Annotated in this window: 7 protein-coding genes; 4 read left to right on the forward strand and 3 right to left on the reverse strand. The window is 39.7% G+C overall.

Annotated features, from left to right (window positions below; genetic code table 11):
• Positions 1-196: 196 nt before the first annotated feature.
• From DK857_RS19195 to DK857_RS03720, 3 genes are all read right to left on the reverse strand, one after another.
• The gene (locus DK857_RS19195) at positions 197-6,343 is read right to left on the reverse strand and encodes an NACHT domain-containing protein (protein ID WP_167394830.1); all 6,147 of its coding nucleotides are present in this window, start codon (positions 6,341-6,343) and stop codon (positions 197-199) included.
• A gap of 298 nt (positions 6,344-6,641) precedes the next feature.
• Complete coding sequence (gene gorA / locus DK857_RS03715) at positions 6,642-8,000, reverse strand: glutathione-disulfide reductase (protein WP_109401579.1); 1,359 nt, start codon at positions 7,998-8,000, stop codon at positions 6,642-6,644.
• A gap of 144 nt (positions 8,001-8,144) precedes the next feature.
• The gene (locus tag DK857_RS03720; RefSeq protein ID WP_098941700.1) at positions 8,145-8,987 is read right to left on the reverse strand and encodes a 23S rRNA (adenine(2030)-N(6))-methyltransferase RlmJ; all 843 of its coding nucleotides are present in this window, start codon (positions 8,985-8,987) and stop codon (positions 8,145-8,147) included.
• 180 nt (positions 8,988-9,167) lie between these two features.
• Here DK857_RS03720 and DK857_RS03725 point away from each other — a divergent pair, with 180 nt between their 5' ends.
• The 4 genes from DK857_RS03725 to DK857_RS03740 all read left to right on the forward strand — a co-directional run bounded on the left by DK857_RS03725 (position 9,168) and on the right by DK857_RS03740 (position 12,277).
• Complete coding sequence (locus DK857_RS03725; protein ID WP_109401580.1) at positions 9,168-9,557, forward strand: DUF1090 domain-containing protein; 390 nt, start codon at positions 9,168-9,170, stop codon at positions 9,555-9,557.
• 330 nt (positions 9,558-9,887) lie between these two features.
• Entirely contained in the window at positions 9,888-10,907 is a 1,020-nt protein-coding gene (gene yhjD, locus DK857_RS03730) for an inner membrane protein YhjD (protein WP_109395021.1), read from the forward strand.
• A 69-nt stretch (positions 10,908-10,976) separates the two neighbouring features.
• Positions 10,977-11,186 carry a 2-hydroxymuconate tautomerase family protein gene (locus DK857_RS03735; protein WP_109395022.1) on the forward strand — a complete coding sequence of 70 codons (210 nt, stop codon included), beginning with the start codon at positions 10,977-10,979 and terminating at the stop codon, positions 11,184-11,186.
• Positions 11,187-11,266: 80 nt separating this feature from the next.
• The gene (locus DK857_RS03740; protein WP_109395023.1) at positions 11,267-12,277 is read left to right on the forward strand and encodes a serine hydrolase domain-containing protein; all 1,011 of its coding nucleotides are present in this window, start codon (positions 11,267-11,269) and stop codon (positions 12,275-12,277) included.
• Positions 12,278-12,283 lie beyond the last annotated feature (6 nt).

Consider the following 12,283-nt stretch of genomic DNA (forward strand, 5'->3'; position numbering starts at 1 on the left):
CTGGTTGTTTTGACGATCCAATGAAACACGTTTCGGGAAAAAAGCATGCTCTAAAACGTTTCTATCAGATTAGGATAAGGATGCTAAAGATTTCATCGTTTTATATAACAAAATTACTTCTGCCTCTACAATTCGGCTAGGGGTAATAGCTACCCCTAGCATCTCTATACAACAATGGACAATGATGCCAATGTAACTACCAATTAAATCTCTGTTGGATGGCGCGAGTTATAGGATTATATGTATCTCGACCATAACTACGTATAACTGCATTTACTTTTGTCGCTTCGCCAGTAATTTCCCGAATTTTTTCAGTTGCCGAGTGTGAGGCGATGACAAGCCATCCATTTGAACAGATATCATCCATTTTAGGTGGTTGTCTAGAAACAGGACCATCTTTCCAATAGATGCTTTCAACCATTACATCGCCTTTCTCATTAATCCAGCGAAACAATCCTTCATCAGAAACAGACCAACCTAGATAAAAGCCAATAGCTGGATTTAACGCTAACCATTCAAGGCCACCATGATCAATGTAAGCACCTGTACCATAAATCACCAACGATGGTTCATCAGTAAAAGTTATTTTGGGGTAATCGCTTGTAGACCAATGCTTCATACTTGGGAAGAAAGCATAAGGTGAGGTAACTTCTACATCGTCATTCCATTCAGGATGACAGACTGTAGACATACGAACCTCCGTCGGCAAATCCCAATCTAACCAGCTCCAGGTTGTAAGCTCACCAATAATTTGTTTTCCAGTGTCTATACGATCAACAAATTGTGTAATACCTTGTTCAATACTTCCCAACCATTCATCGTGATTATGAGATACATCTCGATCTTTTGCTTTCGGTACAACAATGCACTCAGGTCTAATAGCGGGCTCAAGCCCCAATAACAATTCATCACTACGTTTGAAAATAGCTCGCAGAAGATCAACTCCTTGAGGAGGTATTCGCCCTGCATCCAATAACTCGCATACCGCATATGAGAGAGCTAGCTTGGCCACTTTTGGTCTCAGTCGATGATAGCTCAGCTTTAGTCCAACGCCTTCCAACCAGTTTCTATAAATTTCCTCAGCCTGCTTATTCCATTCACTCTCTGGAATCAAAGTTTTCATAAATTCACAAACTTTGTAGGCTAAATTCTCAAACGGTACGTTTGACATATCAGCCACAAGCCTCGCTTCAGTCATCAAAGGCCTAAGCAACTCAATCGGGTCATCAACATCAGGAAGTGTTTCTCCAGGACGGATAGCTGAAAAAGGAATAGCTTCCTTTTTATTACTTATTTCTGGTAACTCCAATCCGTATATCAAAGGTAACTTTGAGCGTTCATATGGAGGTAGCCGACATTTTATTTCTAGCCTACTAGACAAATCCAAGGCAATCATCCTCACACTAAAGTCTTCCGACGCACAGAGTGAAGATATTTCCTGCTCAAATTGAAGAACAAACCCTTTGAAATCCTTTGCTAAGCTACTTAACAAAGATACTACTTTTACCTGTGTCAACCCAATTTTGTCTATTCTATGAACTACTTGCCTAAGAATTTCTGGCCAATTTGCTTCAATTTTAGCCAGGTCAACGATTGCCTGATGAGCCATAATCCCTAATTCAGGAATAGCCACATCAAGCATATCGAATGCAAACTCAATGAGTAAACTAGCATCCTTCTTCTCGCCAATGTCATCTAACAGTGCCGGTGGTTTCTCAGCCCCTTGTTCAAAAGCGTCTAGCTGGTATACATGTTCTTTAATTTCCTTCCAAATGGGCAGGATATCTTTATCCTCAAAGAGGATATCGACAATTTCTAGTAAGTTCCAAATTAAACTGCTTGGATACCTATATTCACCAATGTAATCATCAACTAAACAAGCGAGCGCTTTAGGGCGCCACTGTTTAGCATCAATTTCAACAAGGGCTCTAAATATCGACTGTCTAGAACCCCCATCCCAATGCAAATCCCAACCTTTAGCATCTGAGTTATCGAATAAACCTTCTAATAAACTGTTCGCTTTATCCACTTCACCATGTGAAGACAATGCGCCAGCAATACAAGAAACAACATTATTATCAGGCTTAAATGGCTTTAAGAGCTTATAGAGTTCCTCTAATTGAGGGACATTCATACCTTTTAAAAAAGGTTGAATTAAGTTCATCCAGCGGAAATATTCAACGGATTTCACATTTCGAAGAAGCTGAAAAAGGTTTTCAGGAGAATTTATTTTCAGTTGAGTCTCTTCTTCTGTAAGTTTTTCCCCTGTATTTAGTGTCAGAGAAGGTTCATGAGTAACATGCTTTTCCTGGGGAGTAGAAATCGCCATTGAGGCATAAAAACTATTGTCCAACCCCGCTTCCCTGACGCCAAGCGCTACCCCTTCTAACCACGAGTAACGATTTGAAGACAATAAGTGTATATTGATAGATGCAATAAGCTTTTCTATCTCATCCGTCACCCTATCATCAGAGGATTGACAGGTCCGAGACACTAATTTTTTAGGCAGATCAGAAGGATTGTACTCTTCGAAAGGGATCAGCAGCTTTCTCGTCATCACTGATATTTCTTTCAATGGCGGACTAGAGCCATCAAGCATTCCAGACAGCAACCCTGTTAGGCCCGGAGCATAATCAAGCCCTTTATGATCGAATAACCACCTCAAGAGCTTTAAACCATATCCCGGATTCCAACGTGTGGTCATAGTGATGAGATCAAGTCCTGCTTCCTGCGTACCACGACCATTTCCCGACTGTTCCAAATCTACTAACGCCAAAGAAAATCGACATATTTCACCGTAGGCTAAATCAGGATATTGACTGATCAACTTACCTAACCACGATACCCAATGGGAAAATTGCCTGTCTTTCCTATGATATATTCCAAAAGAACCCTTGAAGATTTTTGGTAACAGGCTAGCCGCTCGATCTGGTTTACCAATCTTTGACCACATTATAGAAAGTTCATAGTACTCAGACATTTTAGAGTGAATGTCGTCAAAATCGGGGATCTCTTTTTCGATTTGATCCAGTACGTCAACTAAACCATCCCTGCTATATCCTTCCTTATACAAAGTGAAAGCAATCTCTCTGCGCCAGCCAGTCGGCCAATACCGTTTATCCCAATCTTTTCTAAACGCATCGGCTAAAGCCAAAATACAATCATGTCCATGCTGAGCTGCAGCCCTTATTGCGAAGTTAAAGTAATCAATAGCGGCTGATTCGAACTCATACCACCCAATCCAATCCCTTGTTTGATCATAAGGCTTTCGTAACAATTCAAATGATGGCTTTATCTCCTGAACAATAAAACTTGGTAGCAGCTTCTCTCCAGCCCAACCCCGTCCCCAAATGCTTGAAAACCTCACTAAAGCACGTTCAAATAAGACGTTTCCTGTATACTTTTTTTCGCTTTCATTTGGAACCACCTTAACAGGATCAACATCTTGTCCCAGGGCTGCTCGTAGTCTGTTAAGACGAATTCTATCTGCGAATGGACTTAGGTTCTTCCATTGACCATGAACACCATATTTATAAAGTTTTGGCTGTTCAAAATTTTCAAACCATTCTTTAGCTTTTTCTATATTTCCATTGGATCTGTAATCCAGTTCAGCAACCAACAACTTTTCTGAAAAATCCAAGTCATTATTTTCAGACCAATCAATGACAGCCTCGAATGCGGTGTCTATCAAAGCCAATGGATATTGGTTAATGCATATGGAGACACATAAATCTATAAGACTATCAAAGTGCTTCCTTTTTTCTGACAAGAAATAGAAAAGCTCAGTTATTTTTTCTTCGTCTTTTGTTTCATAGATACCATTGACCAACCGTCTCATTAAGCGAGCATGTAGGTCTTCATCATTTCCACTCCATGATCCCACACCATCAACTTCACACTTCGTTTGGTGTATAGTTGAGACAAGGTCGCCTAGCGGCATGAAATAATGAGCTACATCAGCCCATCGTTTCAAATCTTCAGCTCCCCCATGATGCGGATCAATAGCGTCTCCACCTGACAAGTAACTTAGCGGCTCAGCAGATTCAAAGACCCTTTTAGCTTCATTAAAGAATTTGTTCTCCGCTAGAACTTTAGAAAATTTGAGTGCTTCTGAATCACTTACCCTTAGCAGCTCACCATCGAATATGTAGCTAAGCGCTGAACTTACCCCCTCCGATGAAAATAAGAGATCAAGTATATCAACCTCATTAAGGGCGTCTCTTCGCTCTCTAAGCTCACTTTCAATTAAGAGACATCTCACTACGGCAAGCGGATCATTCAGCTCCTTAGCCGACAATAGAACAGCGTCAATATCATCTGTTAAACTCGAAGTATTCCGAAGATTAAAGAACTGGTCTCTAAAGTAACTTTGAGTCCCTGTATCAATTACAGCTTGCATCTGCCGAGCATTAAAAAGGTGGTAAACCGCCTCCCATCGCATTGGATCATTATCCTCAGACGATTGAATACAGTGTTTAGCTAATACCTTGTGATATTCAATATTTTTTGAATCATCAAAATTACCAAATAGGTTTCGGCACGTTTTATCTAAAATAAACTGTCGAAAACTGTTATGAAAAAAGCGCCAACTTACATCACTATCCTTCTTGAAATAGTGGGCTGCACTTGAAATAAAAGCGCGAATAGTTGAATGATCAGACCATTTCTCAAGCACGTGAGTATTTATTGGCACTCTCAATCTTGACAATAACGCAAGCAAGTCAACAAGCTTCTGATTACTCTCTATTTGTCGCCAATAAACTGAATAGCTTTGCTCAATATGCCCTTGGTAAAGAGGAAATTCATCAATAGCTTCATCATAACTCCTACCCGATCCGCCAGTAATAAACTGCAGCAAATAAACCAAAGATAGTGGGTGTCCTAATGACTTTTCAAAAATTTTCTTCTTATTATCATCTGTTAGGTCGGAACAGCCTGGCCATTCGTTTATGGCTGCATAGACATTTGTCCGAGTAAGAGGAGATATAACAATGGTTCGACTTCCATGGCTGACATGCTCCTTTATCGTATCAGAAAGATCGTTCAACTCTAGCGTTTGACTACCTAGAACAAATATCACTCCATCAGGCACGGTGTTCGGGAGAGGCAAATCTGACAACAAACTCTGTAATGGGTTTTGTTCTCGCTGAATATGATCTAACCCATCAACCATTATGATGGTGGTTACGCCATCATTTTTCCATTTGTCATGGGCTTGTTGAAGCTGCTCTCCTAACAATGATAGGTACTCTTCTCTTGAGCCTGGCTGCCCGGAACTTTCACCACGAAAGCCGTGATTTCTTAGCGATAATGTGATGTCATGAAGAAAAGTAGTCGCTTCACCACGCCCTTGGTAGGTGCTATCGGGTACATATGCGTAATATCTAACTAGTTTATATCCTGCTTTATACTTTAAAGTATGAGTAAGCGTTGTTGACTTTCCTGAGCCAGGGCTTCCAAGCAATGCGACATAGCCCTGCTTGGTTTGTGATAAAACATCAGATATAGAACCAACAGTTTCTTCAATTTCTTGATAAGTTCGATCGATAGGAAATTCATGAACAAACTTATGCTTAAACCTATGACTCCACGCCAACCTATCTAACATATCATCTTTGGACAGCTCAATAATTCGACGTTCACCTCCCGCCATTTTCGTCAAAAGGTTATATATCTTTTCAATATCTTTTTGCTTTCTTGCTTGTCCTTGATTAGTTATAGGGATATCTGCTGGTCGCTTATAGTTGAATTCAAGCTCACAGTTGCGAATGAAATTCAAAAATTGGTCATCATTAAATTTTGACCGTTTCTGTAGATCCAACAGTGCCTTTTGCCAGCACACGGATACTGTATCTAAGCCTGTTTCACACCATCGTCTATCGAACCAACATTCTTTTAAGAAAGATTGAAAGTGAGCATGTCGAGGAGCCGTGTCGCCTAAAGGGATTTGAGCTTTAGAGCTTGAGCTAGGTACTGACTTATGAAGCAAATGAACTTTTACAATTCTATCTTTATTATTTGTACTTAAGTGCTTCCATCCCTCTGAAAGTTGCCTGAAAAGGCTAAGCTTCTCATCTCCCTGCTTTGTCGAACTATCCCTTACAAAATCTGCATAGCTAATTGTTCCAACGTATTCCGCCCACTTCACCTGATACGCATCAAGCTTACCAGTAGTCGCAATCAGTATGTCATCCAAGCTTCCAGCATCAGGATCGGCGACTCGAAACCATTCAAGACTTCCATCAAGCAAAGCTTCATATATTAAGCCTGCTGCTATTTCATACTGCGGAACATACCCCAGCATTGCAGTGCGTTCACCGTCACCTGAATTAGTATTCGACACTCTAATATGCTCCTTAAAAAGACAATGCCACGCTTCCTTTTAGATATTTAAGAAAAATATACTTAACGAATATTAGTAGTTGGGTGGAGGGCACTGAATCGCTACCGTTTCAGTCGTCACTTTGTCGCATTACTCAATTTTAGTCAACATTAGGCGAGTGACGCTCATCTCAAGTCGCGTTGCTAACTTTGAATGAGGCATAACGTTTTAGTATCGATGAGTTAATAAAGGCCAGAGAACGATGCTCTGGCCTCTCAGTTTTTCTACAGTAAGAACGTGTGTAGGTGGGTTTTCTACATTAACCCCTCATAGTAACAAATTCTTCTGCTGCAGTTGGGTGGATTGCCACAGTATCATCAAAGTCTTTTTTCGTTGCGCCCATTTTCAGTGCAACAGCAAAGCCTTGTAGCATTTCATCCATGCCAAAACCAATACCATGAATACCAACAATTTTTTCGTCTGCACCAACACAAACCAACTTCATGCGACATGGTTGACGATGACGAGTCACAGCACTATACATTGCCGTGAAAGACGATTTGTATACTTTGACCTGATCAGCACCGTATTGCTCAACCGCTTGAGGCTCTGTTAAGCCAACAGTACCAATAGCAGGATGACTAAATACAACAGTCGGAATATTTGAATAGTCTAGGTGTTCGTTAGGTTTGTTGTTAAATAAACGCTCTGACAAACGACGCCCGGCGGCAACAGCAACAGGTGTTAATTCAACCGCTCCTGTGTTATCGCCAACCGCATAAATACCTTTTACATTGGTATTTTGGAATTTGTCGACTTTGATATAGCCTTTTTCATTTAACTCAACGCCCGTTACTGCCAGATTCAGGTTATCAGTTGCAGGCTCACGACCAATTGCCCAGATTAAGGTATCAACTGTCTGCTCTGTACCGTTTTCTAGTTGTAGCGTTAAACTTCCATCTTCATTTTTAATCACAGCTTTAGGAATAGCTTGTGTATGTAATTTAGGCCCTTCGGTTTCCATCACTTCTAACAGTGTTTCAACGATTAATGGGTCGAAATTACGTAGTGGTGCATGTTTACGCACAAATAGATGTGTTTCGCTACCTAAAGCATTTAATACACCTGCAAGTTCAACAGCGATATAACCAGCACCAACAACAGCAACGCGTTTTGGTAAGGCTTTTAATTCAAAGAAGCCATCAGAATTAATACCATACTCAGCGCCCGGAATATTAGGTTGAACAGGACGACCTCCTGTTGCAATCAGAATATTATCAGCCGTGATCTTCTCACCATTGACTTCAATAGTATTGGCATCAACAAAACGAGCAAACCCTTGAATAACATCAACTTTGTTATTACCTAAGACACGGTCATAAGATTGATGAATACGGTCAATATAAGCAGAACGGCTACTAATGAGTGTATCCCAATCAAAACGATTCACTGTGGTATCAAAACCATAATCAGGACCGTATTGATGAATAGCTTCGGCAATTTGTGCTGCATGCCACATCACTTTTTTAGGTACACAACCCACGTTTACACAAGTGCCACCTAATGCTTTCGCTTCAATTAATGCACATTTTTGGCCATACATTGCCGCTCTATTAATTGATGCGATACCGCCACTACCGCCACCGATGGCGATATAATCGTAATGTTTGCTCGTCATTTCTCTGATCCATTTATCTGTAGAAAAATAGGTAACTCACAGGCTAAGTCTTTAATATCATGATGTCTATTATGACAAAATTTAAAACATAGCACGTCAGATTTTAGCTTTTACAGTAATAGGCAAAAACAATAATAAAGATGCTTATTCTGGTACAACCCACTCAACTAATGTATGTCCAATACCCTCAGGAACTAAGGTTTTATGTAACCAAGGGAGTATTGATTTCATTTGTGATTCTAATTTCCAAGGTGGATTAATCACAATCATCCCTGATGCCGTCATTCCCAATTGATCACTATCAGGTTTTACTGCTAATTCGATTTGTAAAATCTTACGGATCCCTGTTGCTTCAAGCTCTTTTAACATGCGTTTGATTTGCTGACGATGAACAACAGGATACCAAATCGCATAAGTTCCCGTCGCGAAGCGCTTATGACCTTCAACAACACCTTTAACAACGGCAGAATAGTCTTGTTTAAGTTCATAAGGTGGATCAATTAATGCGAATCCACGACGACTTGGAGGAGGTAACTTAGATTTTAATTGCCCAAAACCATCTTCACGAGAAACTCTAGCTCGCTCATCACGAGAGAATTCGGTACGTAATAAAGGAAAATCCGTTGGATGTAATTCTGTTAGTACTAAAGAATCATGTTCTCTTAGTAATTTACCCGCTAATAGAGGAGATCCTGGATAATAACGCAGTTCTCCACTGGCGTTTAATTCTCCCACCGCTTCAAGGTAAGGTAAAATAAGCTCCGGCACCTCTTCTTGCTGCCATAAGCGTGCGATCCCTTCTAAATATTCGCCAGTGCGAGTCGCATGAGCATTGGTTAATTGATAACGTCCAGCGCCAGCATGAGTATCAAGATAAAGAAAAGGTTTCTCTTTCTCTTTTAAAGACTCAATGATGAGTGTTTGAACAATATGTTTTAAAACATCGGCGTGGTTGCCAGCATGAAAACTATGGCGATAGCTCAGCATTCTTTATCTTCCGTTAGAAATAAGTATAGCTTAGTAATTAATTTACTCTGAAATCGTGATTAAACTCAGTGTATCAGAAAAAGCCGAACTTCTTCATTGAAAGCGAAAGAAACGTTGTGTCTTAGTATCCAGCCGTTATGATAAGTCCATATTTCACTTAAGTTTAAACAGGATAGAATGATGAAAAAATTACTTTTTACAGCCATTGCTTTAAGTTTACTCACAAGCAATGCTTACGCCGATAGACCAGCCAATGGCTGTGAGATAAAAAAACAGAATATCCAAAAACAGATGGAATATGCTAAAGCACATGGTAATCAATATCGTATCCAAGGTTTAGAGCGAGCATTGCAAAATGTTGAACGCTATTGCACACCTGAAAAAGTGGTTGAAAACACACACCTTGAATTACGTGAAAAACAACTTGATGTTAAAGAGCGCGAGCTCGAATTAAAGGAAGCACAACTTAAAGGTGATGCAGATAAAATTGCTAAACAAGAAAGAAAACTAGCTGAAGAAAAGGCAGATTTGAAGGCAATAGAAGAAGAATTAAATCTACTGACAAAGTAGTTATTATAAGTAATTAATGCCTACTCCTTATTTGACTGTGAAATACAGAATAAAACAATAAGTGAGTAGCCATTCTCTTATTAAACTAAACTTAATTTCAGAATTGCTGTATTGGTTTTTTATCCTTTATTAAGTACAAGATTATCTACGCCTTTTGATAGAGCATCATCTACACTTAAGCCAGAACAAACAAATACATCTCCTAAATCAGTGGCTAATTACAATAAGCATAAGGTGTGTAATAGAAATTAAGCTATGATATTTTTGAGTGAAAACTATAGTAGTGACACTCAATTATTAAAAATGGACAGATCTAATTAAAGAGGATATATGTCAGAAGAGCAGCAACCCCAAACAGAAAATGAAAAAACTCAACTGACTCAGCCGCTCAAAAAAGGGCTGGAAAAAGGGCTCCATGGCGGAAAAAAAGCTATTGGTGTTGGGATTAAAATCAGTAATTTTATTACTAACATACCTTTTATTGCACATCTAATTCGCACGGCCGAACGTTTTACTGACAGAATGGGAAATCAGTTTGGTGCCGCCATTACCTACTTTTCATTTTTATCATTAATCCCTGTATTAATGCTTTCCTTTGCTTGTGCGGGTTTCGTTTTAGCCTCAAACCCAGATTTACTCGCCAAATTAATTACAGGTGTTGCAAATAGCATTGATGATCCAACGCTTGCATCCACTGTTCAACAGAGTATTGATACCGCAGTTCGCCAGCGTACAACTGTTGGTTTAACCGGTTTAGCGATTGCACTTTATTCTGGTGTCAATTGGGTGGGTAATTTACGCCAAGCCATTTTGGCGCAATCACGCCCCGTTTGGGAAAGAAATAAAGAAGAGCAAGAAAAAATCTATTTCCGCTATTTTCGTGACTTTTTAGCGCTAATTGGCTTACTTTTCGCATTAATCGTCACTATTACGCTAACTTCTGTGGCAGGTTCAGCCCAAAGAATGATTGTTCATACACTAGGATTAGATGGCATTGAATGGCTAACACCAGCATGGACAACTATCGGCTTAACTATTTCCATTACCGCAAACTATTTACTTTTTTTATGGATATTATGGATCCTACCTCGCCATCAACCAAAACGAATTTCGCTTATTAAAGGTACACTTATCGCTGCCATTGGTTTTGAAATATTGAAATCAGTAATGACATGGATGCTACCCAAAATCGCAAGCTCACCGTCAGGTGCCGCATTTGGTTCAGTGATAGGTTTAATGGCTTTCTTCTACTTTTTTGCCCGATTAACGCTTTTTTGTGCTGCGTGGATCGCGACTGATGGTCCAAATATGCGTAAAGAACAGCTGGATGAAACGCAATCAACATCTTAACTTTATGATAAAACTATATGGTTAATTCCCTGCATTAACCGCCTATAAATAACATAATAAGGAAAAACAATGCCATACGTTAATATTAAAATTACACGCGAAGGTGCAACCGCAGAACAAAAAGAGCAACTTATTGCGGGAGCGACACAACTTTTGGTTGATGTATTAGGTAAAAACCCAGCAACTACTGTTGTAGTGATTGATGAAGTTGAAACAGACAACTGGGGAATAGGCGGTAAAACAGTAACAGAATTACGAGCAGCAGCAAAAAGTAAATAATGAATTTCTGCAATATAAATAAAGGGTGCCAAGTACACCCTTTTTGCTGATTTATTTTCCTGACAGATAAGGAAGTAACTATGGTTCAATCGATGACTGATGCTTTTCATGCCTTACCTTCAGCAAGTGCTATCTATATTACAGGTGCAGGCATCCAATACCCTTTTGGTATGGCGCACGGATTTGCCGACGAAAGTACCCAGAAAAAATTAACTGTAGATACGCCTTTTCGAATCGCTAGTAATACAAAAACCTTTCTCGCTGCTGCTTTTTTACGTTTATGGGAACAAAATGCTCTGTCTCTTGATGATGACATAACTAAGTATTTAAGTGCTAATTATCAACAGACATTATTAGAGCTAGGCTATGACCTTAAGACCATTACACTACGCCATTTATTAAGCCACAGCAGTGGGTTATTCGATCATGCCAATGAAGCTTATCTCGAAGATGTAATTAAAGATCCCTCTCACAAATGGACACGAGAAGAGCAAATTGCACGCTATGCTCAACAAGGTTTTCCCATTATCCCGGCAGGAAAACGCTTTATTTATTCAGATACAGGCTACATTTTGTTAGGTGATATTCTTTCTCAGTTTATGAAAAAAAATATGGCCATCGCCGTTCGTGAATTATTGCATTTTCAAGACTTAGATTTACCTCAAACATGGTGGGAAGGTTTAGAGCTACAACCTAAGCATCCCAAAGCGCGTGCCAGACAATTTACAGGCGAACATGAAGGAACTCATATTGATGCTTCAATGGATGCTTTTGGTGGTGGCGGACTTGTGATGACAACCCTTGAGTTAGCTAAATTTACAGCTGATCTCTTCGAAGATAGAGTTTACTTGCATCCATCAACCTTAAAAGAGATGAAATGGCAAGGCACACATACTGGGGCTGCAAATTATCGTTTAGGTTTAATGACTGAAGAAACTAGCCTAGGCACACTTTACTATCACCTTGGTTACTGGGGCTCTGCAGCTTATTATTTACCTGAAAAACAGATTGCTATTGCAGGTTTTACAACCCAGCGAAATAGCCGTGACGATTTGATAGCTATTATTAAAGAAGCCTTTAAACGCCTTTAAGATTAA

Origin of the sequence: Proteus terrae (assembly GCF_003144325.1) — a bacterium.
Taxonomy (GTDB): domain Bacteria; phylum Pseudomonadota; class Gammaproteobacteria; order Enterobacterales; family Enterobacteriaceae; genus Proteus; species Proteus terrae.

Excerpts from the sequence above, each read along its gene's own strand:
- gorA (WP_109401579.1), bottom strand. The coding sequence starts at position 8,000 with ATGACGAGCAAACATTACGATTATATCGCCATCGGTGGCGGTAGTGGC.
- DK857_RS03720 (WP_098941700.1), bottom strand. The coding sequence starts at position 8,987 with ATGCTGAGCTATCGCCATAGTTTTCATGCTGGCAACCACGCCGATGTT.
- DK857_RS03725 (WP_109401580.1), top strand. The coding sequence starts at position 9,168 with ATGAAAAAATTACTTTTTACAGCCATTGCTTTAAGTTTACTCACAAGC.
- yhjD (WP_109395021.1), top strand. The coding sequence starts at position 9,888 with ATGTCAGAAGAGCAGCAACCCCAAACAGAAAATGAAAAAACTCAACTG.
- DK857_RS03735 (WP_109395022.1), top strand. The coding sequence starts at position 10,977 with ATGCCATACGTTAATATTAAAATTACACGCGAAGGTGCAACCGCAGAA.
- DK857_RS03740 (WP_109395023.1), top strand. The coding sequence starts at position 11,267 with ATGGTTCAATCGATGACTGATGCTTTTCATGCCTTACCTTCAGCAAGT.